Below are 21,270 nucleotides of genomic sequence, written 5' to 3' on the forward strand. Positions count from 1 at the left end.
ATTTGGGAGGGTGAAGGGTGGCCCGCGAAAGGGCCGTTCGCGCGTGTCATCGACGCGTCCGAGGGCTCCCGCGAAGCCGTACGCCTCGGCGAAAGGGAGCCGGTCGGCCTGCGCCGACTTTCCCCGCCGCTCGGGCAGGACGGAGTGACAGCCGGCTTCGCTCTCCGGTGTCTCGTAGTCGGTCGCGGACCGGATCGTCGGTCGCATCGGCCCGTTGCCCCTGCTCCAGATCCAGCTGTCCTTCGGCTCCGCCAGGTCGTCATCGACCGGCACCCGCCTGGTCGTCCTGGTCGGTGAGCCGTTGCACGGCAACCGGCATGGCTCCCCGTGGCTGGGAGGAGGCCGAGGCCACCTCCCGGCGTGCACGCTCCTCGCAGGAGTGCGTTCGCGGGGTTCAGCGAACCCGTGCTCGCGGCTTCAGAGGCAGATCCGGAAGCTGCGGCGCACGCAGCGGGGCCCCGTCGTAACCCTTCACCTCGCCGAATTGTGTCCCCTTCGCCCAGTCCTCGCGGGCCTGTTCGATCTCCTCCTGGGTGCGGCCGATGAAGTTCCACCACATGATCAGTTCCTCCTCGAACGGCTCGCCGCCGAGGAGCATGAGGCCCGCGTCGGACGTGGCGCGCAAGGCCAACTCGTCGCGTCCGCAGCCGAGGTAGAGCATCGACCCCGGCAGCAGGGGCACACCGTCCACGTGCGCCTCGCCCGACATCGACAGGACCCCGTACTCGAAGTCCGGGACGAGCGGCAGGCGGGTCTCCGTGCCCGCCGTCAGGGCGAGGTCGGCGCCGACGATCGGTGAGTACGTGGAGCCGGGCGACGCCGCGCCGTCGAGGGAGCCGAGGAGCACCGTCGCCTCAAGACCAGGGGCGGTGACCGTCGGCAGGTCGGCGTGGTGCTCGAACTTCGGCTCCGTGTGCCGGTGTTCGTCCGGCAACGCCACCCACAGCTGGGCGCCGTGCAGGAACCGGGCGTGCGACTTCGGCGACTCCTCGGAGTGCGAGATCGCCCGGCCCGACGTCATGAGGCCGAGCTCGCGCGGCCGGATCGTCTGCAGGCTGCCCGTGGAGTCGCGGTGCAGCACCTCGCCGTCGTGCAGCCAGCTGACCGTCTGCAGCCCCATGTGCGGATGGGGCGGCACCTGCATCCCCGGCTCGTCGGCGATGTCGTCGGGACCGTAGTGGTCGACGAAGGCCCACGCCCCGATCATGCGGCGCCCGAGGTTCGGGAGGAGCCGGCGGACCTCGGTCGACGCGCCGAGCTGTACGCGGCGAGGGCTCAGCAGTTCGCGTACGGGTTCGGCGACGACGAATCCGCGTCCGCCGCACAGGGAGGGAACCGCCTGACGGTCAAGGTTGCTCATGGCGCTCAACCTAGCCTGCGGTCGGGGCCGGGCGGCAGCCTTCCCCGGCCCTCGCCCTTTCCTTTCCGGTCCCGTCCGTCCACCTTCCGGTCCTGTCCGTCCGCCTTCCGGTCTCCTCCGCCCACCTTCCGGTCCCGTCCGTCCGCTCTCGCCCCGACCACGGTCGAGGCGCGACTCGGCGGGGTGACTCGAATGGGCTAGTGGCTGGGGGAGCGGACCAGATCGCTCCGATCGCCGTAATCGTGCCGCAGAACGCCCCTCGCCGGGCGATCCGCACACGCTCCGTGATTCTCCTGGTTGCGGAGTGCAGCGGGTGGGCGCGCGATGGAGGGGAGGCGTGCGTCGTCCGTGGCGAGAGTCGATTCTGCCCGTCGCGCGCTCCAAGGGAGTGATCACCCATGACGCAGGGCGAGGCCTTCACCAATCCCGACGGGCTTGCGGGCCTGACGGCCTATGACCAGACCGGCGAAAAGATCGGCAGCGTCGAGCAGGTCTACCTCGACGACCGCAGCGGTCGTCCCGAGTGGGTGACCGTCAAGACCGGTCTCTTCGGGATGAAGCAGAGCTTCGTCCCGCTCGCCGGCGCCCGTCGCCAGGAGGACCAGCTGCACGTCGCGACCACCAAGGAGGCCGTCAAGGACGCCCCGCGCGTGGACGCCGACCAGCACCTCGAGCCGGAGCAGGAGCACGAGCTCTACCGCCACTACGGTCTCGAGCGGCCCGCTGACGCCGTCGGTGGCATGGGTGGCGGCATCCGGCCCGGTACGGGGCGCGGCCGCGGTGACATGGCCGGTGCCGGAGCGGGCGCGGGTGCGGGTGCCGGACGCGAGTTCGCGACGCGCGCCGGAGCCGACGACCGCGACCGCAAGCGCGACGAGATGGTGCGCTCCGAGGAGCGGCTGCGCGTCGGCACCGAAGAGGAGACCGTCGGCAAGGCCCGGCTCCGCAAGGTGGTCGTGACCGAGGACGTGACGACGTCCGTGCCCGTCTCGCACGAGGAGGTGCGCGTCGTCCGCGAGCCCATCCGCGAGGGTGAGGGCACGCGCGCCAGGATCGGCGAGGAAGAGGCCGAGGTCACCCTGCACGCCGAGAAGCCGGTCGTCCGCAAGGAAGCGGTGCCGGTCGAGCGGGTCCGTCTGGAGACCGAGAAGGTCACCGAGACCCGTGAGGTCTCCGACCAGGTGCGCAAGGAGCAGATCGAGTACGACCGCGCCAAGGGCGAGCGTGGCCGCGGTGACACGAAGGGCGAGAACTGGCGCGACCGGAAGCAGGGCCCGAGCCACTGACGCCGGCGTCCGAGCGGCCGACGCCCGGACCGTCGACGCGGTGAGCGTCCTCTGACGGGCAGCTGAAGGCGCAGGGAGGGAACACCCGTACACGGGTGTTCCCTCCCTTTGCCGTGCCGGCATCCTCTCTCCTTCTCCTCCTGCCGAGGTGCGCTCATCCCGCCTGCGCTGCTGCGGATGCGTTCGGGACTTGACCGATATCTCGCATCTATTGACGTGGATCGTTCAGGAAATTTATGGTCCCTGGACCCTCACAGGCGAACCAGAGTGACGGAGAACAATGACGTACTCCCTCGGCGCACGGCCGCGTGCCGCCCGACTGGCCGCGGTCCTGCTTGCCGGGGCGCTCGTCGCCCCGGTGCCGTCCGCAGCCTCGCAGGCGGCACCGGACATCGCCACCGCGAGCCCGGCCGCCGCCACCCCCACGGATGCGAACTGCCGCGAGGGCGACGGCTGGACGCTCGGCACCACCAGCCCGTCCGCCACCGAGACCCATGACGCCTTCGTCGGCAACGGCTACTTGGGTCAGCGCGTACCGCCCAACGGTGCCGGCTACGCCGACAGCAAGATCAAGACGGGCTGGCCGCTGTTCACCCCCCGCTACGACGGTTCCTTCGTGTCGGGCCTGTACGCGCACAACAAGCGGACCGCGAAGGACCGTCAGGCCGCCGCCGCGCTGCCCACCTGGTCCGCGCTCGACGTCAGCATCGGCGGCGCACACGGCGATACCTTCAACTCTTCGACACCGTCCGGTCGCATCTCCCACTACCGGCAGACACTCTTCCTCCACTGCGGCGTCGTGCGGACCTCCCTGACGTGGACGGCCGCCGACGGCCGCCGCACCGACCTCGTGTACGAGGTGCTCGCCGACCGCGCCCACCCGCACGCGGGTGCCGTACGCATGAGCATGACGCCGCACTGGAGCGGCAGGGCGACCGTCACGGACCTGCTGGACGGTCGCGGCGCGCGGCGCCTTCGGCAGACCGGCGGCGGTGACCGGACCGCCGGGCATCACCCCGGCCGGGCGGCCGCGTCGAGTATGGACGTCACGTTCCGCACGGACGGCACGAAGGTCGACGGTGCCGTGGCCTCCACGCTCCACGCCGACAGCGGAACACGCGCCGTCAAGTCGCAACGAGCGGGCGCGGCAGTCAAACTGACGACACATCAGTCCCTTGAGCTGCCCGTCCGCAGCGGGCGGTCGTACGGCTTCACGAAGTACGTGGGCATCGACACCGCCCTCACCTCCCGCTCGCCGCGCCGGGACGCCACCGCCACCTCCCTGCGTGCCGCCGGCCGTGGCTGGGCGGAGCTCCTGCGCTCCCACACCACCGCCTGGGCGAGGCTGTGGCGCAGCGACATCGAGGTGCACGGCCGGCGCGCCATGCGGTCATGGGTGCGGTCCGCGCAGTACGGGCTGTACTCCAGCACCCGCGCCGGCGCGGCCAACAGCATCGCCCCGGCCGGGCTGACCAGCGACAACTACGCCGGTCTCGTCTTCTGGGACGCCGAGACCTGGATGTACCCCGGGCTGCTCGCCACCCGCCCCGAACTCGCCAAGACCGTCGTCGACTACCGCTACCGGACGCGCGCCGGGGCCCGCGCGAACGCCCGCGAGCTCGGCTACAGCGGGCTCTTCTACCCCTGGAACAGCGGGAGTTCGGGCGACCTGGCGAAGGAGTGCCACAGCGTCGACCCGCCGCACTGCCGCACCCAGATCCACCTGCAGTCCGACATCTCCCTCGCCACCTGGCAGTACTACCTCGCGACCAAGGACGACCGATGGCTGCGTGAGCGCGGCTGGCCGGTGATGAAGGGGATCGCCGAGTTCTGGGCGGATCGCGTCAGCCGCAACAAGGACGGCAGCTACTCGATCAAGGACACGGCAGGACCCGACGAATACAGCAACGGCGTCGACGACGCGGTGTTCACCAACGCCGGCGCCGTCACCGCTCTGCGCCACGCCACCCGCGCCGCCGAGCTGCTGGGCGAACAGGCGCCCGCGAAGTGGAAGGCGATCGCCGACCGCATCCGCATTCCGTACGACGCGCGGCGCAAGGTCTTCCAGCAGTACGACGGCTACGACGGCAGCACCATCAAGCAGGCCGACACGGTCCTGCTGATGTACCCGCTGGAGTGGCGGATGCCCGAGGGCGCCGCCGCCGGCACCCTCGACTACTACGCGCAGCGCACCGACCCGGACGGCCCGGCCATGACGGACTCGGTCCACGCGATCGACGCCGCCGGGATCGGTGAGGAGGGCTGCTCCACGTACACCTATCTGGAACGGTCCATCAAACCGTTCGTACGCGGGCCCTTCGCGCAGTTCTCGGAGGCGCGCGGTGACAAGGCCGGCGCCGACGACCCGCTGGCGGGCTCGCCCGCGCACGACTTCCTCACGGGCAAGGGGGGCTTCCTCCAGGTCTTCACCAACGGACTGACCGGCCTGCGGATGCGAGAGGACCGCGTTCACCTCGACCCGATGCTGCCGCCACAGCTCGGCCGCGGCGTCACCCTGCGCGGGCTGACCTGGCAGGGCCGTACGTACGACATCGAGCTCGGCGCGCACCGCACCACCGTGCGACTCACCGCGGGTGAGCCGATGACGATCGACACGCCGCAGGGCGAGCAGATCGTCAGCAAGGAGGTGCCCGCCGTCCTCAAGACGCGCCGGCCCGACCTCACCCCCACCACGAACAGCGCCCGGTGCACCGACGCCACGGCCTCCTCCGAGCAGCCCGGCATGTACGCGGGCGCGGCCGTGGACGGCAACACGGCCACGGCATGGGTCCCCGACGGCCCCACCGGCCATCTGACGACGGACCTCGGCAAGCGCGCCCGCATCAGGAAGGTCACCCCGACCTGGACCGACACCAAGCCGGCCGCCCACACCGTCGAACTCTCCCTGGACGGCCGGCACTGGCACCGCGTGAAGGCAGGTGACGACCGGCCGGCCCGCTTCGTACGGGTGACGGTGCGGGGTGACGCGGACGCGAAGAAGCACCCGGGAATCGCGGAGCTGAAGGTGACCTGACGCGACGACGGCCCCGCGAGGGGACGGTTGTTCTGGCGCACCGTCCCGCCCACCCAGCTGAGAATCCCGGGAACCAGCGCCCCCTCCTCCCCGACTGCTGAGGGGAACAGGGAGGTGGCATGGAGGGACTGGACGTCCGGATGCGTGACGTCGTCTGTCGGCACGGCCGGGTCGAGGCGGTGTGCGACGTCGACCTCGACGTCGCGCGGGGCCAGCGAGTGGCGATGACCGGGACCAACGGGTCGGGCAAGACCACGCTGCTGCGCGCGGTCATCGGTCTGCACCGGCAGTTCGCGGGCCGCATCCTCGTCGGCGGGCGCGGCACGGGGAACGCGGCGGAGTGGGCCTGGCGCCGCCGCGCCTGTGCGTGGATCCCGCAGAAGCCCGCGGCGGGCCGATTCCCGCTGCTGGCGGGCGAGTTGCTGCGCAGCAGCGGCGCACCCGCCGAGGCGGGCGAGGCGGCACGGAAGCTGGGCGTGGGCCCCCTCGTCGGCCGGCCGTTGCACACTCTCTCCGGCGGGCAGCTCCAGCGCATGTATCTGGCGCGGGCTGTCGGGTGCGTGGCGGCGGGTGCCGGGGTGCTGCTCGCCGACGAGCCCACCGCCGCGCTCGACTTCGCCGGGCAGGAGGAGGCCGCCGACGTGCTGCTCGGGCTGCCGGTGACCGTCGTGGTCGTCACCCACGACCGGGCGCTGGCGGACCGCTGCGACCGCGTCCTGGAGATGGCCGCGGGACGCCTGCGGGAGGTCCGGTGACCACCCTGGCCGCCGCCGACGTCGGGGAGCTGCTGCAGCTGGTGCCCGTCCAACGAGCTGGATTCGCGCTGCTGTTGGCCGCGGTCGGCCTGCCGGTGGTCGGCGTCGTCATCGTCGGGCTCGACATCATGCCGGTGCGGTTCGCGATGATGCACGTCGCGCTCCTCGGGATCGCGATCGGCCTCCTGACCGGTCTCGATCCGATGCTGTGCGCCCTGGTGGCGTGCGCGCTCGCCGGCGCGGGCGTCGCGCCCCTGGCCCGCACGCCGGACGGGCTCTCCGGCGCGATGGGTCTGGTGATGAGCCTGGCCGTCGCCGCCGCGCTGCTCGTCCTCTCGGTCTCGGGGGTGAACGCGGCCGGCGCGTTCGCGCTGCTGTGGGGGTCCATCCTCTCGGTGGCCGCCGCCGATCTGTGGGTGCTCGCCGCGCTCGCCGTGGCCGTACCCGGCCTGTTCTGGTGGCGGCGGCGCGACATCGCGCTGCTGCTGCACGACCGGGAACTGGCCGTCTCCAGCGGGGTGCGGGTCGACGGGCTCACCTTCGTCCTCCTCGTCCTGGTCGCGGTGGCGGTCGCCGGAGCCATCAAGCTCACGGGCGCGCTGCTCGTCGACGCCCTGACGCTGCTGCCCGCACTGGCGGCCCGGCGGCTCGGCGCCTCCCTGACCTCCATCACCGCCTGGGCGGTCGGCATCGGCGTCGTCGTGAACCTCACCGGGTTCCTCGTCGCGCTCCGCTTCGACCTGCCGCCCGGGCCCGTCCTCGTCCTCACGGCCGGCGTGGTTGTCCTCGCCGTCCACCTCATACCCGAACGGAGCATCACCTCATGGCGCGCACCCGCGGCCGCATCACTCCCCTCCTCACACTGACCCTCACGGCGGGCCTGACCCTGACGGCCACCGCCTGCGGTGGCGACAGCGACGCCTCGGACGGCACGAAGTCCAAGGACGGAGGCGGGGGACCGGTCGTCGTCGCCACCACCACCTGGGAGGCCGCGTTCGCCAAGGCGGCGGGCGCGAAGGACGTCGAGGTCATCGTCCCGTCCTCGGCCCAGCACGCCCCGGACTACGACCCGAAACCCTCCGACCTGGCCGCGGTCGCCAAGGCCGACTTCGTGCTCTACGCCCCCTTCGAGCCGTACGCGGAGCAGATCAAGGAGGCGGCGGGCTCCGACGCGGAACTGGTCGAGGAGAAGCTCGACAACGATCCGGCCAAGGTAAAGGCCGAAGTGACCCGGCTGGGCAAGCTGTTCGGCACCGAGAAGGACGCCGCGAAATGGAACAAGTCCTTCGACGCCGAGTACGCCACCCTCCGCAAGGACCTCGAAAAGGCGTGGCCGGACGGCAAGGCGCCGACCGCGGTCGCCCAGGTCTACTCCGCGTGGTCGGCGAAGATGGCGGGAGCGCGGATCGTCGGCACGTACGGCCCCGAGGCGGTGACGGCGAAGCAGCTGGCCGACCTCTCCAAGAAGAAGCCCGCCCTGGTCATGGACAACGTGCACATGTCGACGGGCAAGGTACTGCCCGACTCGGGGGCGCGCCAGGTGGGCATCGTCAACTACCCGGATCGGGACCTGGACTTGCTGGCGGTGTACCGCAACGCGGCGACGGCGGTGGAGAAGGCCATGAACGCATCCACCTGAGGTGAGTCGAGCTGGACAGGTGCCGGGGGCGCTCTCCCTCGGCTGACACCCCATCAAGGAACAAGAGGGACCGCCCGGATACTCCAGGCGGGCCCTCTCGCACGTCTCCTGTCACCCAGCGGTCAGCCCGCCGTCGCGACAGGCCGCCGCTGTTCCACCGGCCCCGCGACCCGCTCCCGCAGCGCGGCGCGGTCCGGTTTGCCCGCCGGGGTGAGCGGCAACTCCGCGAGGAGGAGCAGGCGTTCGGGGTGCTTGCGCCGCTCCAGGCCACGCGCGTCGAGGTGTGCTCCCAGTTCTTCCAGCGTGGGCGCGGCGCCGTCCCGCGCCACCACGCAGGCGGCGAGGCGTTCGCCCATGAGGGGGTCGGGCACCCCGACACACACCACGTCACGGACCGCCGGGTGCGCGGCGAGTTCGACCTCCACCTCGGCGGGACTGATGTTGGCGCCGCCCCGGATCACGACGTCCTTGAGCCGTCCGACGATCCGCAGCGCGCCGTCCCGCGCGATCATCCCGAGGTCTCCGGTGCGCACCCAGCCGTCCGACGTGCGGTACCGGGCGTCGAGTTCGGGCGCGGCGACATAGCACAGCGGCGTCATGGGGCCGCGGGCGACGATCTCGCCGACCGCGCCCGGTGCCGCCTCGACGAGCTGGGGCGTGCCGGGCTCCGCTATGCGTATGTCGGCCACCCGCCGGTCGGGGTGCCCCGCGAGGATGCCCGGGCCCGCGCCGTCGGTCGCCTCGCGGTTCTCCAGCCCCGTATGGCAGTTGACGCCGTCCGCGGAGCCGTAGAGGTTCACGACCGGGCAGCCGAAGGCCTCGCGCGCCTCCGCCGCCGTCGACGCGTCCAGCGGGGAGCCGCCGACAACCAGGGCGGTGGGCGGTGTCAGGTCGGGGTGGCCGCCCCGCGCGATCCGGTCGAGGAGCATGCGGATCATGGTGGGGACGCCCAGAAGGTGGGTCGGCCGGTGCTCGGCGAGCGCCTCCAGGGCGGCCTCGGGGGTGAAGTGGTCGAGCAGGACCAGGGTTCCGCCGTGCCGGGCGAGCGTGACGGCGGTGCCGTTGCTGCCGAACGCGGAGGCCAGCGGCACCAGGAACAGGCAGCGCGGCGGCTGTCCGTCCGGCATCAGGGAGCCGAGGAAGTTGCCGCGGCCTCCGGCGAGCGCGTTGTGCGAGTACGCCACCATCTTCGGCTCGGACTCCGAGCCGGAGGAGACGAGGATGCGGGCCGCCGAGTCGGGGTCGGGCCGGGCCGGTACGAACGCCGTCGGGTCGGAGCGGAGCAGCCGGGCGAGCGGCACGCTCCCCTCGGGGGCGTCGCCCGCCGCGACCACTGTGCGCAGCGCGGGCAGTTCACCCGCGAGCGCCAGCAGGTCGGCGGCGTGCCGGCTGCCCCGGTGCTCGGCCACCGCGATCACCGCGACCGCCTCCGACCTGCGCAGCAGCGAGGCGGCCTCGCGACCGCCCCGGCCGACCGGGAAGGGCAGCGCCACGGCGCCGACGGCGGCCAGCGCCAGGTCCGCGATGACGGCGGTACGTCCGTTGGGCAGTTGGACACCCACCACGTCCCCCGTGCGCACGCCGAGCTCCGTGAGCCCGGCGGCCAGACATCGGACCTTGCGGTCCAGGGCGGTGTAACAGAGCTTTCCCTTGCGGTCGATCACGGCGGTGGCGTGCGGGTCGGCGATCTGGCGTGCCCGGTAGAGGCTGTAGACGTCGAGGTCGGGGCAGGTGCCGTCGACGGCCCAGGAGCGGCGCAGCTCGGTGGGGAGGAGGTCGTGCAGGTCCACGGTCACAGGAAGCTCCAGGGGGTGGGCACGGCGGGGGCGCCGTGGGTGTCGCGGCTGATGGCGTCGGAGGAGAGCAGATCGGCGATGTCCGTGACGACGGGTACGGCGGACAGGCCGCGGGCGCGGAGCTGCCGCAGGGCCTGTTCGGTGGTGCGCCGCTCCAGGGCCGGGCCTGTGTCCGTCGCGCCCGGGGCCGGTCCGGGGGACGGTTCCCGCACGTCGTACGGGAGCGCGCAGGGGTCGGCGAGGGCGACGAGGCCGTCGGCGGTGGGCAGCGGACGCCGGAAACCGGCCGGTCGGCGCGGGTCGAGACCCTGTGCCGCCCTCGCCCGTGCGGGCGCGGTGAGCACGTCGGCGGCGCCGAGCAGGGAGGAGTCCACGCGGACGCCCGCGCCGGTGCGCTCGCGCAGCAGCAGGCCCGCGAGGACGGCCTCGGCGCCGAGCAGGCCGCCGAGCACGTCGAGCAGGGTCATCAGGGACGGCGTCGGCGGCTCGTCGGCCGGACGTGCGGCGGCGCCGACGCCGGTGCGGGCCTGCACCATGAAGTCGGTGCCCAACGGGGCGCCGGGCAGTCGGCCGGCCCAGCCGCTCGTGTAGGCGTACAGCAGGCCGGGGTTGTCGGCTGCCAAATCCACGTCTTCCAAGCCGAGTTGGGCGGCCTTGCCCGGTGCCCAGTTGTGCAGGAACACATCGGCTTCGGCCGCCAGGGCGCGCAGCCGGTCGCGGTCCGCCGCCGACTTGATGTCCACCTCGACGGCACGCTTGCCCCGGTTCAGGGCGAGCCAGCGTGCCGAGACGCCCGAGCAGGCGGGCGGCATGCCGCGCAGCGGGTCGCCGCCCGGCGGCTCCACACGGACGACGTCGGCGCCGAGCAGCCCCAACAGGTGGGCGGCGAGCGGCGCTTGGATACGGCGGCCCGCCTCCAGGACGGTGAGCCCGGCGAGCGGCGCGCTCGCGGAAACACCGGGGGAGCGAGGTACACCGGATGGCTCGGGAGCGCATGGGAAGGCGGCACGGTACGACGACCCCGCACGCGCGCTCAGTTCCCAGGGCGCCCGGCCGTCGAACTCGTCGGCCCGCTCCTGGAGCGACCGCAGCCGGCACACGTCGGCGCCGGCCGCGCCCGCCGCCTGTCGCACCCGTTCCCACGCATGCCCGCGTGCCGCTTCGTGCAGTGCGTCCGGAAAGGGCGCACACGCCGTCGCGTACCGGAACTGAAAGGGCCGCCACCCGTGCCGTACCGCATCCTCCGGCGCCCCCAACGAGCGCCAGAAGACCGCCCACACCCCGGGATCGAGCGTCTCCAGCTCGAAGACGACCCCGTCGGACGACGTGAACGGCGGCCCTCCGGCGGCGAGTTCGGCGGCTTCGCCCTCCTCGGCGCCCGCGGCGGCCAGATACTGCGAGACGGCGAGCAGCCCGGCCCGCTCCGCCGTCACCTCGACCTCGGCGGCCCGCCCGCCGCGGGCCCGGGCGACGAGCGCGGCCAACAGGCCCTGCACGGTGAGGATCCCGGCGGCGGTGGCCGCGTAATCCACGGCGAGGCCGCGCGGCCCGCCGTCCCGGCGCCCGTGCACCGCCATGATGCCGGTGACCGCTTGGACGGTGGCCTCGTCGACGACATCGGCTCGCGTGCTCCACGCCGAGCGTGCGCGGACCTCGCCCAACTCCCCGCCGCCCAGCGTGACCTGGCCGCCGGGCTGTCCGCCGGCGACGGCGCCGAGCAGGCGCAGATGCTCCGCGACGAGGCCGTCGGCGGGGCCGGGTGGCCCCGAGTTCTCCGTGCGCAGACCCTCCAGCGGTGCCGCGCTCCGCGCGAGTGCCGGTATGACCTGCGTGATCGGTGTCGCCATGTCTCTCCATTCCTTGCGCGCGGGATGCCTTGCGCGCGGGAACTCGGGGGCCCGCGCCCCCGACCTGTTCCACAGAAGAGTCAGTCGGACAGCCGTTCGCGGGAGTTCCCGGGCGGCGCCGGAAATGTGAGGGAGCGGCAGATGTGGGACGTACGCGGAGGGCCTCCGTGTCCGCAGGACACCGTCGGGATACGGGACCGGGTCGCCGCCTTCGTGCGTGAGCGCGTCATGCCCTGCGAACCGGTCCTGGACGCCGGCGGACCGGAAGCCGCGCCGCTCATGTCCCGCCTCCAGAAGGAGGCGCGGGAGGCGGGGCTCTGGGCACTGCCACTCCCCGTGGAGTTCGGCGGTCAGGGGCTGCCGCTCACCTCGTACGCGCACGTCGCCGAGGTGGAGGGGGCCAGCGAACACGGTCCCATGGCTCTCGGCTCGGCGCCGCTCCTGGACGTCCTGATGCTGGCCCGGCACGGCAGCCCCGGGGTGCGGGAGCGCTACCCGGCCCGGTTGACCGCCGGTGAACTCCGCACCTGTTACGCGATGACCGAGCCCGACACCCCCGGCACGGACCCGTTCCTGACCGAAACCCGCGCCGAGCCGCAGCAGGGCGGCGGATGGCGGGTGAGCGGACGCAAGTGGTTCACCAGCGGCGCGGGCGACGCCGACCTCGTCACGGTGCTGGCCCGCACCGACGGGCGAGCTCCGGATCGTACCGGCCTGTCCCTGCTGCTGGTGTCCACCGCGGCGCCCGGCTTCCGGGTGGTGCGCCCGCTGCCCGTCCTGGGCGCGGCCGGGCAGTGGGAGATCGCACTGGACGGCGTACACGTCGACGCGGACCACGTGGTCGGCGAACCCGGCGCGGCCCTGAACATTGCGGGCGAACGTCTGCAGCTCGGCCGTACCCTGCGTGCTCTGCGCTGGCTCGGACAGGCCCACCGCGCTTTCGAGTTGCTGCGCGCACGCGCCGTCACCCGCAGCCGTTCCGGCGGCCCGCTGGGTGACCTCCAACTCGTCCAGCGCCACGTCTTCGAGGCGTTGCTCGCCCTGCGCACCACCCGGCCGCTCGTGTACGAGGCCGTGGCCGAGGTCGCCGCGGGCAACGATGCCCACGTGGAGGTCGGCCTCGCGAAGGTCGCCGCCGCCCGCACCCTGCACCAGGTCACCGACGCCGCGATCCAGGTGTACGGGGCGGCCGGCCTCGGCCCGGACACCGCCCTGCCCGCTCTCTACCGCACGGCCCGCACCGCCCGGATCCTGGACGGCCCGGACGAACTCCACATCACCTCGGTCGCGCGCCGGGTGCTGCGCGCCGAACTGTCTTGAGGGGGAGGGGTGGTGGCCGGATCGCGGCGCCCGAGCTGCACTCCGGGAGCCTCTTCCCCCCAGCCTGACCATGACGGCTTGACAGACCCGGGAACACGCAAGATGCTAACGACGTTAGATTTACTAACGCCGTTAGGAGTTCGTGGTGGGGAAGCGGGAAGAGGTACGTCAGCGGACGTTCGCCGAGATCCTGGAGACCGCCGGCCGGATGGCCGAGGCCGAGGGCTGGCAGGCGGTGACCATCCGGCGGATCGCCGCCGAGATCGGCTACAGCGCACCGGTGATCTACCAGCACTTTCCGAGCAAGGACGCCGTACTGCACACGCTGCTCGAGCGGGGCAACGGCGAGTTGGCGGAGCGGATGCGGGCCGCGGTGGCCGGTGAACCGGCTTCACGGGGCCCGCACTTGGCGGCGGCCGCCTACCTGGAGTTCGCCCGGTCACGCCCCGCTCTGTACCAGCTCGTGTCGGGCGCACCCGGCACGGACGTCGATGCCTCCGCCCGCCGCTCCGCCGCCGGCCACGTGATCACCTTCACCCGGCAGCTGATCGGCGCCTGGGCGGACGAGACCGCAGCCGACCTGCCCGACCTCGAGGACGCCGCCGACCTGCTCTGGGGCACGCTGCACGGTCTCGCGAGCATCGGGTCGATCGAGGACGTCGGCTTCGACCGCGCCCGGCGCCTGGCCGACCAGGCGGTGACCGCGCTGCTCGGATACTGGCTGGCCCCGCCCACGAACCTCGTAGACCGCCCGCAGACCACCGAAGGAGAGAAATGATCTACCACCACAACCGCTTCACCTTCAAGACCACCGTCACCGCCCCCCAGCGCGAGGAGGCCCTCGCCAGCTTGCGCAACCAGGGCGAGTCGATCGACGCGGTCGAACGGTACGTCGTCGGCAGGGACATCGGCGGCGAGTTCGAGTACGGCGCCGTCTTCCTCATCGAGGACCTCGACGGCTACTGGGAGTACCTGATGGCGCCCTCGCACGCCCACACCGACCGGATCGGCCTGCCGCTGCTGGAGTCCTTCGTCTCCTACGACACCACCGACAGCGACGACCCCGGCATAGCCGACAAGATCGCCGACCTGCACGCGCGACGCTACGCGGGCGACCCGGCCCTCACCCGGCTCGTCGCCGACCTCCCCTCGTACACCGGCAGCAGCGCGCCGAGGCCCGTCGCCGACCCCGACTGACACGGCGGAGTCGACAACGGGACCGGTGCTGCCGCACCCCCGGGCCGGTCGCGTCAGAAGTCTCCTTCGGCGACCTGAAGCACGGTCAGGCCGATGGCCCGCCACGCCTGGACGACCTGGCTGCGGTCGTCGAGCACGCAGAGGACGTCGTACGCGTCCCGCACATGGGCGTCGAAGAGCTCCACCTTGACGATCGAGTCCTTGCGGGAGTCGCCGGCCGGCCGCATGAACGGCCCCGCGTACGGGACGCCGACGTGCTCGGTCAGCCACGCCTCGGTCGCCTCGCGGCATCCCTCGGTGCGGCCGGAGAGGAACACGATCCGGTTGCCCGCCGCGTGCAGCGCCCGGACGACCTGGACGACCGGCGGGTTCGGCACGTCCTCGTGCACGCGGGTCTCGTCGAACGGGTTGCGGCCCGTCATCTGGGCGACCGTGCCGTCGATGTCCACCAGAACCGCCTTGGGAGCGTCGGGCTTCGGCTCGTACGGGCGTCCGGTCGGCGGGGCGGTCCGGCTCTCCTCGGGCAGCGGCAGCGGTGAGCTCTTTCCCGCCAGGTAGCGCAGGTGGAGGTCGCGGATGGCGTCCTCGCCCACGGGGGCCTCGCGGGCCGCGTCCCGCTCCAGGCAGGTGGCGAGCGGGACATGGGTGAAGTCCCGTACGTGCAGCTCGGCGCAGGCCTGCGCCGCGAGCCGGGCCAGGTCGCGGGCGACGCGCTGCGGCAGGTTGGTGTCGTCGCAGACCACGTCGTACCCACGGCGCAGCAGGTCGAGGATGGCCGCGTCGCGGACGGCCATGACGCGCTTCTCCGTCACGCCCTTGACGTGCTCGCCGGAGTCGAGCATGGCGCGCAGGTCGTCACGGTTGACACGGGCCCGGCCGGCCCGGTCCTCGGCGGTCCAGGCGCGGGCCCACGTGGTCTTGCCGCTGGCGGGCAGGCCACGGGTGAAGTGCAGGGAAGGCATCAGGAGTCGTCCTCGGGGGTGGAGTGGAAGGGGCGCGTGTCGCCCTCGGGCCGCAGGGTCTGCCAGATCCGGTCCGACGGATCGCGGCCGTCCAGGAGCTGGAACAGCCAGCCGCGCAGCGGTGAACGGCTCGCGAGGGCGGCGTACTCCTTGCGCGTCCAGCCTTCGGGCAGGGCCGCGAGGACGCGCCGGTGCTCGGCGTTCGCCTCGGAGAGGGTCGCCTCGCGCCGTGCGGTCAGGTCGGCCGCGACCTCCTTGACCCAGCCGTGGAACTCGTCGGGCAGCCCGTCACAGATCCGCGCGACGGTGTCGCCCGCGCCGAGGCGCTCCCAGACCACCCGGGCGTTGAGGCCGGTGATGATCCGGTGCAGCGCCACATAGTCGTCCTGCTTGATCTTGATCATGGTGTCGGCACGGCCGGGGAACCGCAGTACGAAGCCCTCGGCGCCCGGCCGCGGTGCGGCGGCCAGGGCCTCGGCGAGTGTCGCGAAGCCGAAGGTGTCCACCCGAGGCCCCTCCCACGGCAGGTCGGCCGCGGGTACGGGCGCGCCGGTCGCGAGTTCGACGCCGCCGAGCAGCACGAGATCGTCGAGGGCGCCGTAGTCGCAGACGATCCGGTTCTTCGGGAAGATGATCTCGAAGAGGTAGGTGACGCCGGGGGCGATCGTGGCCGTGGCGGCGTAGCGCTCCTGCCATATCTCCGTCGCGTGCAGGGCCTGGTCCGAGGCGAACGAGCCCCGGGTGGCTATCGCGTGGCCGCCGCCGGGGACCGGGTAGAGGATGCCGAGCGAACCGTCGAGCTTGTCGGTGACGACCACGGGGTCGTCCAGGCCGAAGGTTCCCTCGGGGTGTTCCGAATAGTTGAAGAACTTGGCGTACGGCCGGGCGACGACGTGCCCTTGACCGTCGATGACGAGCCCGCGGCACTGCCGGGTGACCTGGTTCCACTCCCGCTCGAACTGCGCCCTCTCGGTGTAGTTGAGAATGCGCAGCGGCAGCGAGGGGTGGCTCTGCTCGCGGACGAAGCCTTCGTCGAGGCAGTGTGCGAGCAGGGCGGGGTCGAACAGGTCGCCTATGGGGGCAAGCATCGTCGTCTCTCCTGACGAGCCGAGTGGTCGGAAGGTCCGATCATGCCTGAATGCCTGAGAGCTGCGCCTTTGGTTTTTCCGCGCGGAGGTCGGGTGTGCGGGGCACGGGGTTGGTGAGCGCGAGGGTGGAGGGGCGAGGCGGAGGCGGGGGTATCGCCGGCTACAGCTCCCGGGCGTCGATCACTCCGGTCAGGACCGCGAGGGCGCAGGCGAGGAAGAAGTCGCCCCAGACGAGTTCGTGCCGGACGGCGGTACCGGATCCGAGGTCGTAGCAGCCGTCCAGCAGCCGCCCGTCCTCCGTGACGTGGTCGCGGACGAGCTTCGCCAGGAGGGCGGTGGCTTGGTCCCGTCGTCCGAGCTTCAGCAGAGCGAACGCCGAGAGCGCGGCGGCGGAGGTGTCACGGGGGCCGTCCGGAAACGCCTCATCAGCGGGTGGAACGCGGAGGGCGGGCGCCAATGTTCCCAGCAGGGCGTCGAGTTCGTACGGGCGAGGCCACCGGTCGTGCTGACCCGTGAGGTGCTGCACGGCGTCGGCGACGGCCAGGAGGAGCCAGGCCGGGCCCCGGGCCCATCCGGGTGGCGGCTCGTCGCGGGCCGTCCAGCCGGCGTCCGCGTCGTACCGCAGGCACCAGGTGAACGGTGGCCCAGCGAGGCAGAGTTGGAGGTGCCGGCGCAAGTGGGAGGCCGCCGCCTCGGGTTCCACCGCGGCCAGCATCGGCACGAGGCCCGGAACACCGTCCACCCTGGCGAGGAGCCGCTCGCCGCCGAAGGCCGACCCCCAGGGAACCAGACCGAGTTCGGGTTCGTACGAGGACAGCACGGCGTGCGCCGCACGGTCGCGCAACGCCTTCGCCGCCGGGTCGTCCGCGAGCGCGGTGCCGTACCAGAAGATGAGCCCGCGAGTGGCGGTGTCCGCTTCCACCATGGCCACGAGCCGGCCGGTGCAGCGGGCGGCGGCCTCACGGTCCGCCGCCTCGCCGGTGACGCGGGCGCGCAACCACAGGAGACCGGACCAGAACCCGCCCGTCCACGAACCCCGCAGGGACGTGGTCCACCGGCCCGAGCCCGGCTCCGCGAAGAGCGGGAAGCGGTCGCCCACCTGGGCGTGGGTGACGGCGACCCGGTCGAGAAGGGCGGACAGGGCCGCCTCGGCACGAGCGCGAGTCATCGGCGACGGACCGCCGGACGCAGTCGATGTCACCCCGCCGTCCCACGCACTCATCGGCCGCCTCCTGCCGACCACGGCACGTCGTCGTATGTGCTCATCGGCCACTCGCCGTCCGCGACAGCACGTCGTCGTACGTACCCCCCGGGCCGCCCCCACCCACATCGGTCCGCCTGACAAGTACTCACCGGCCACCCACTGCCCGCATCGGCACGTCGCCCCGTCGCGTTCACCGGCCGCCCACCACCCGCGCCGACGCGCCCCGCTCACGCGCCGCCCAGGTCAGGGCCACCGCACCGGCCGCCGCGAATTCGCCCGCCACCACCAGCCACCCGGCCCCGTACCTTCCCGCCGACGCCAGCATCCCGAACAGCGGGGGGCCGACGGCGAAACCGGCGAAGAAGCCCGCCGAGACCAGCGCCGAGTCCTGGCCCGCCCGGCCGGGGGCGGCGCGCTGCATGACCAGGACCATGGAGACCGCGTTGGCCGACACCGCGAAGACACCCACGGCAGCCGCCGCGAGCCACGCCAACGGACGCGCGTACGCCGACGCGGCCAGCAGCAACGCCGCCGCCACCGCCCCGACGGCGAGCGCCGCCGGCAACCGGCGTGCCCGGTCCGGGTCGCCCGCGACCTTCGACCAGCCCACCCGCCCCCCGATCCCCGCGACGCCGAGGACGGCCACGAGGGCGCCGGCCGCCGTGGGCCCGCATCCGAGCCGCTCGGCACCGTACAGCGACAGATAGGTGTTGACGGACGCGATGCCGGCCCCGAGCAGCAGCGAGAAGGCCGCGAGCCACGCGATCGTGCCGCGTGGCCACCAGGCGGCGCGTGGAGGCGGGGACTTCGGGGCCGGGTCGGCCGGCAGCGAACGCGCCGCCCACACCGCGGCTCCCACCGCCGCGGCCGCAGCCGTCCACACGGCCGCGCGCCAGCCCACGAGCCCGGCGAGCGCGGTGAGCGGCAACCCGGCCGCGAACGCGCCGAGTTGCACCCCCGACTGCTTCATTCCCGTGACCGCGCCCCGGCGTTCAGCGGGCACCGCGGCCAGGATCGCCTTGTTGGTGGCCGGGTTGGCCAGCGCCTGCGGCAACCCGCCGAGCGCCACCGCCGCCAGCAGGAACCCGGCACCGGGCGCCGCCCCGATCAGCGCGAGCGCCCCAGCCGCCACCACGAGCAGCACCACCAGACACCGGCGCGGCCCCACCCGGTCGACCACCCGGCCGCCGAGCGGCGAGAGCACGGCCGCCGCACCGAAGCCGACGGTCGTCGTCAGGCCCAGCACCGTCGGCGAGACATCCAAGTCCCGTACGAGACGCGGGCCGAGTGCGCCGAGCAGGAACAGCTGCATCATCGAGAAGGCCATGGCGCCGGTCAGCAGCGCGGTCAGCGCGCCGTCGGAGCGCGGCCCGCCCCCGTCCGCGGCTGTCGGGTGCACGTTCCTCGCCTCGGCCGTCACAGGCACTCCTTCGCTCCCCGGTACGTCAGGTCCTCAGGGCCTGTCCGCAGGTCCTCGACAGGAGTCGGCCCGTGCGCGCCACGAGTTCCGGCGGATCAGTGTGAACTGGACCACGGCTCCCGCCGTGCGCGCTCACCCACCGCACTCCCGGGCCCGGCGCACCGCCCCACTGAGCAGATCGACGCGTTGCCCGGCCCCTTCCTTGAGGATGTACAGGGTGCCGTCACCGGGCGACCAGTTGCGGGGGACGAGGAAGATGCGGTCTCCCGAGACGTGGAAGAGACGCAACCCGGCGTACTCGTAGGCGAACTGGCTCCCCTTGTCCGTGACGCGCCGGAAGCAGCTGCCGCCACCCCGGATCATGAGGTCCTTCTCGCTGAACACGACGACCGCGGGGAACTCGCCGCGAACGGTCCGCTCGGTCAGCTCCGCGCGGCCCCGGCCCGCGATCGCCGCGTACGCCGACACGGCCCAGAAGAGCGAGAGGACGCAGATGAAGGCCGTGAGCCCCCAGAGCCGCAGGTCCTGGCGTTCCCGGGTGCGGGCGTACGCGCTGAGCGCGAAGCCGCCGATCGCGGTGAGCGGCAGCAACAGGTCGAACAGCCAGGGTCCGAGCGGGTACAGCGGTACGAGCGCGACCGGCACCGTCCAGGCGAACCGCAGGATACGCACGGCGCGAACGAGCCGTTGCGGTTCGGCCGCGGCCCGGTGGAGCAGCCCGAGCATGCCGAGCGCGACGCCCGCCGCCAGCCAGGCGGGGAGATAGAGCGCGCTGACACTGCGCAACAGATAGTCGCTGGTGGACAGGTGGAACACGGTGTCGCGCAGCCCCAGCGCCTTGGTCTCGGCGTCGGTGCTCGCCCAGCCGAAGTAGAAGAGGACGGCGGTGAGGAGGGTGACCAGGGATCCGATGGCCCCGACGATCTCGACCCAGCCGACCCCGGAGGGGGTGGGGGCTGGTGTCGGGCTGGGTGTGGGGGAGGGGGCTGGTGCCGGGTCCGGGTTCGGTGGTGGCGCGGGAGCAGGGGTGGGATCAGGGTTCGGTTCCGGGCCGGGATCAGGGCTCGGCGTCGGTCCTGGCCGTGGCCCCGGGTCGGGATCAGGGCTCGGGTCCGGCCCCGTCCTCCTTCCCGGCTCCGGAACCGGGGGAAAGGGCTCGCTCATCGAGCGAGCACCTTCGGCAGGGCGTCACCCGCGATACGGATCGACCGTGACGCCGAGGAGGGCATGAGCGCCGTGGACGGCGCGGGAGCCCGGGCGACACCGCTCCAGTCGAGGGTGAACGCGGCCCGCTTGACCACCCTGGCCCCGCTCTTCGTCACGAGCGTCACGTCGACCACCGTCGGACGTTGCCCGCCGAACCCGTCCGGCCCCGGCAGGTCCACGGCGACCGTCGCGTCCTTGCAGCACCGTGCCTTGTCGTCCGCGTCGCCGAAGGGCCTCAGCACCAGAGGTTGCGACAGTTCCGCCGCGCGCAGTTCCACCGTGTCGGGCTCGTCGGGCCAGGTGCCGTCGAAGCCGGCGGTGGAGCCGGGTGCGAAGCTCGGGGCGGTGGCGGCGAGCTTGATGGCGCAGGCCGCGGTTCCGGCCGGGGCGGAGCGCAGCACCACCCGCTCACCGGGACGCTGTCGGTAGTAGTCGACGAAGCGCCGCAGGACCGCGTAGGCGTCGCCGTCCTTGCACCGGTACGCGGTGTTCGCGGGCCGGTAGCCTGCGGCGCGCAGCCGTGCTTCGGCCCGGGTGGCGATGCCCATGCCGGCAGGCTCACCGCGTGCGGCCTTGCAGATCCCGGCGAGTCCCTCGATCACCTTCCAGGACTGCGGGGAGCCGGTGTTGCTGTTCCACTCCTCCGGTGACAGGGCGCTGTGGTAAGCCTGCTCGCACTCGCCGCGCTGGAGGAGGTCGTACAGACTGTCCGGCTCGAACTGCTCGTCGGTGTTGGGTGACTTGGGCCCCCAGGGCAACCAGCCGGGCGGCGTCCCGCCCCCATGACCACCGCCCGCGCCGGTGTCGCCGCCCCCGGGGCCGCTGCCGTCCCCGCCACCCGTCTGCCAGGCCCCGTCCGTCGCCCCGCTCGACGAGCCGTTCGCTGTCCCGCCGGTGGCGCCGCTCCCGTCCGATCCGCCGCTGCCGCCCGCGGCACCCGTGCCCGCAGCCCCCCGCAGTGCCCGTACTCGCACCCGTATCCGAGCCGCCACTCAGCGAGCCCCCATTGTTCCCACTGCCCCCGCCACCCCGCGCCCCGCCCTCCGGTGACGCGACTCCCCTGATGCCAAGGAAGAGCCCCACCACAAGAACGAACCCCAGAACCGCATAAGCCCATACCGGTACTCGAACGGGCCCCGGACCGAAGCGAATAGCC

The 21,270-nt window shown here is 72.9% G+C and carries 17 protein-coding genes; 8 read left to right on the plus strand and 9 right to left on the minus strand.

Annotated features, from left to right (window positions below):
- Nucleotides 1–394: 394 nt before the first annotated feature.
- Nucleotides 395–1,360: a pirin family protein gene (locus ACZ6B8_RS25355; protein WP_471608744.1), complete on the minus strand. Its 966-nt coding sequence runs from the start codon at nucleotides 1,358–1,360 to the stop codon at nucleotides 395–397.
- Nucleotides 1,361–1,758: 398 nt separating this feature from the next.
- Between ACZ6B8_RS25355 and ACZ6B8_RS25360 the strand changes: the two genes are divergently transcribed.
- From ACZ6B8_RS25360 to ACZ6B8_RS25380, 5 genes are all read left to right on the plus strand, one after another.
- The gene (locus tag ACZ6B8_RS25360; protein WP_471071442.1) at nucleotides 1,759–2,646 is read left to right on the plus strand and encodes a DUF2382 domain-containing protein; all 888 of its coding nucleotides are present in this window, start codon (nucleotides 1,759–1,761) and stop codon (nucleotides 2,644–2,646) included.
- A gap of 280 nt (nucleotides 2,647–2,926) precedes the next feature.
- A complete protein-coding gene (locus tag ACZ6B8_RS25365; protein WP_471608745.1) occupies nucleotides 2,927–5,680 on the plus strand; it encodes a discoidin domain-containing protein in 2,754 nt (917 codons plus the stop codon).
- A gap of 119 nt (nucleotides 5,681–5,799) precedes the next feature.
- Nucleotides 5,800–6,435: an ATP-binding cassette domain-containing protein gene (locus tag ACZ6B8_RS25370; RefSeq protein ID WP_471071436.1), complete on the plus strand. Its 636-nt coding sequence runs from the start codon at nucleotides 5,800–5,802 to the stop codon at nucleotides 6,433–6,435.
- The gene (locus ACZ6B8_RS25375) at nucleotides 6,432–7,301 is read left to right on the plus strand and encodes a metal ABC transporter permease (protein WP_471608746.1); all 870 of its coding nucleotides are present in this window, start codon (nucleotides 6,432–6,434) and stop codon (nucleotides 7,299–7,301) included. The genes ACZ6B8_RS25370 and ACZ6B8_RS25375 overlap by 4 nt, the downstream gene beginning before the upstream one ends.
- On the plus strand, nucleotides 7,259–8,074 hold the full coding sequence (locus ACZ6B8_RS25380; protein WP_471608747.1) for a metal ABC transporter solute-binding protein, Zn/Mn family: 816 nt from the start codon (nucleotides 7,259–7,261) through the stop codon (nucleotides 8,072–8,074). Before ACZ6B8_RS25375 ends, ACZ6B8_RS25380 begins: the two co-directional genes overlap by 43 nt.
- Nucleotides 8,075–8,196: 122 nt before the next feature.
- On the opposite strand, the gene ACZ6B8_RS25385 is transcribed toward ACZ6B8_RS25380, so the two are convergent.
- Together ACZ6B8_RS25385 and ACZ6B8_RS25390 are read right to left on the minus strand one after the other, a co-directional pair.
- Nucleotides 8,197–9,870, minus strand: a complete 1,674-nt coding sequence (locus ACZ6B8_RS25385) for a class I adenylate-forming enzyme family protein (RefSeq protein WP_471608748.1) — start codon at nucleotides 9,868–9,870, stop codon at nucleotides 8,197–8,199.
- Nucleotides 9,867–11,717 carry a CoA transferase gene (locus ACZ6B8_RS25390; RefSeq protein WP_471608749.1) on the minus strand — a complete coding sequence of 617 codons (1,851 nt, stop codon included), beginning with the start codon at nucleotides 11,715–11,717 and terminating at the stop codon, nucleotides 9,867–9,869. The genes ACZ6B8_RS25385 and ACZ6B8_RS25390 overlap by 4 nt, the downstream gene beginning before the upstream one ends.
- Before the next feature lie 141 nt (nucleotides 11,718–11,858).
- Here ACZ6B8_RS25390 and ACZ6B8_RS25395 point away from each other — a divergent pair, with 141 nt between their 5' ends.
- From ACZ6B8_RS25395 to ACZ6B8_RS25405, 3 genes are all read left to right on the plus strand, one after another.
- Complete coding sequence (locus ACZ6B8_RS25395) at nucleotides 11,859–13,037, plus strand: acyl-CoA dehydrogenase family protein (protein WP_471608750.1); 1,179 nt, start codon at nucleotides 11,859–11,861, stop codon at nucleotides 13,035–13,037.
- A gap of 145 nt (nucleotides 13,038–13,182) precedes the next feature.
- Nucleotides 13,183–13,815, plus strand: a complete 633-nt coding sequence (locus ACZ6B8_RS25400; protein WP_471608751.1) for a TetR/AcrR family transcriptional regulator — start codon at nucleotides 13,183–13,185, stop codon at nucleotides 13,813–13,815.
- Nucleotides 13,812–14,234, plus strand: a complete 423-nt coding sequence (locus ACZ6B8_RS25405; protein ID WP_471071415.1) for a Dabb family protein — start codon at nucleotides 13,812–13,814, stop codon at nucleotides 14,232–14,234. The genes ACZ6B8_RS25400 and ACZ6B8_RS25405 overlap by 4 nt, the downstream gene beginning before the upstream one ends.
- Before the next feature lie 53 nt (nucleotides 14,235–14,287).
- Here ACZ6B8_RS25405 and ACZ6B8_RS25410 read toward each other — a convergent pair whose 3' ends face one another.
- The 6 genes from ACZ6B8_RS25410 to ACZ6B8_RS25435 all read right to left on the minus strand — a co-directional run bounded on the left by ACZ6B8_RS25410 (nucleotide 14,288) and on the right by ACZ6B8_RS25435 (nucleotide 21,088).
- Complete coding sequence (locus tag ACZ6B8_RS25410) at nucleotides 14,288–15,196, minus strand: phosphatase domain-containing protein (RefSeq protein WP_471608752.1); 909 nt, start codon at nucleotides 15,194–15,196, stop codon at nucleotides 14,288–14,290.
- Complete coding sequence (locus ACZ6B8_RS25415; RefSeq protein WP_471608753.1) at nucleotides 15,196–16,284, minus strand: RNA ligase; 1,089 nt, start codon at nucleotides 16,282–16,284, stop codon at nucleotides 15,196–15,198. The genes ACZ6B8_RS25410 and ACZ6B8_RS25415 overlap by 1 nt, the downstream gene beginning before the upstream one ends.
- Nucleotides 16,285–16,444: 160 nt before the next feature.
- Nucleotides 16,445–17,452: a sugar ABC transporter permease gene (locus ACZ6B8_RS25420; RefSeq protein ID WP_471608754.1), complete on the minus strand. Its 1,008-nt coding sequence runs from the start codon at nucleotides 17,450–17,452 to the stop codon at nucleotides 16,445–16,447.
- A 226-nt stretch (nucleotides 17,453–17,678) separates the two neighbouring features.
- Nucleotides 17,679–18,908 carry an MFS transporter gene (locus ACZ6B8_RS25425; protein ID WP_471608755.1) on the minus strand — a complete coding sequence of 410 codons (1,230 nt, stop codon included), beginning with the start codon at nucleotides 18,906–18,908 and terminating at the stop codon, nucleotides 17,679–17,681.
- A gap of 132 nt (nucleotides 18,909–19,040) precedes the next feature.
- On the minus strand, nucleotides 19,041–20,072 hold the full coding sequence (locus ACZ6B8_RS25430) for a hypothetical protein (protein ID WP_471608756.1): 1,032 nt from the start codon (nucleotides 20,070–20,072) through the stop codon (nucleotides 19,041–19,043).
- Entirely contained in the window at nucleotides 20,069–21,088 is a 1,020-nt protein-coding gene (locus tag ACZ6B8_RS25435; RefSeq protein WP_471608757.1) for a hypothetical protein, read from the minus strand. The genes ACZ6B8_RS25430 and ACZ6B8_RS25435 overlap by 4 nt, the downstream gene beginning before the upstream one ends.
- Nucleotides 21,089–21,270 lie beyond the last annotated feature (182 nt).

The sequence above is a fragment of the Streptomyces sp. NPDC041122 genome (assembly GCF_055592445.1).

Excerpts from the sequence above, each read along its gene's own strand:
- ACZ6B8_RS25360 (WP_471071442.1), top strand. The coding sequence starts at position 1,759 with ATGACGCAGGGCGAGGCCTTCACCAATCCCGACGGGCTTGCGGGCCTG.
- ACZ6B8_RS25365 (WP_471608745.1), top strand. The coding sequence starts at position 2,927 with ATGACGTACTCCCTCGGCGCACGGCCGCGTGCCGCCCGACTGGCCGCG.
- ACZ6B8_RS25355 (WP_471608744.1), bottom strand. The coding sequence starts at position 1,360 with ATGAGCAACCTTGACCGTCAGGCGGTTCCCTCCCTGTGCGGCGGACGC.
- ACZ6B8_RS25430 (WP_471608756.1), bottom strand. The coding sequence starts at position 20,072 with ATGAGCGAGCCCTTTCCCCCGGTTCCGGAGCCGGGAAGGAGGACGGGG.
- ACZ6B8_RS25415 (WP_471608753.1), bottom strand. The coding sequence starts at position 16,284 with ATGCTTGCCCCCATAGGCGACCTGTTCGACCCCGCCCTGCTCGCACAC.
- ACZ6B8_RS25395 (WP_471608750.1), top strand. The coding sequence starts at position 11,859 with ATGTGGGACGTACGCGGAGGGCCTCCGTGTCCGCAGGACACCGTCGGG.
- ACZ6B8_RS25420 (WP_471608754.1), bottom strand. The coding sequence starts at position 17,452 with ATGACTCGCGCTCGTGCCGAGGCGGCCCTGTCCGCCCTTCTCGACCGG.
- ACZ6B8_RS25380 (WP_471608747.1), top strand. The coding sequence starts at position 7,259 with ATGGCGCGCACCCGCGGCCGCATCACTCCCCTCCTCACACTGACCCTC.
- ACZ6B8_RS25405 (WP_471071415.1), top strand. The coding sequence starts at position 13,812 with ATGATCTACCACCACAACCGCTTCACCTTCAAGACCACCGTCACCGCC.
- ACZ6B8_RS25410 (WP_471608752.1), bottom strand. The coding sequence starts at position 15,196 with ATGCCTTCCCTGCACTTCACCCGTGGCCTGCCCGCCAGCGGCAAGACC.
- ACZ6B8_RS25390 (WP_471608749.1), bottom strand. The coding sequence starts at position 11,717 with ATGGCGACACCGATCACGCAGGTCATACCGGCACTCGCGCGGAGCGCG.
- ACZ6B8_RS25370 (WP_471071436.1), top strand. The coding sequence starts at position 5,800 with ATGGAGGGACTGGACGTCCGGATGCGTGACGTCGTCTGTCGGCACGGC.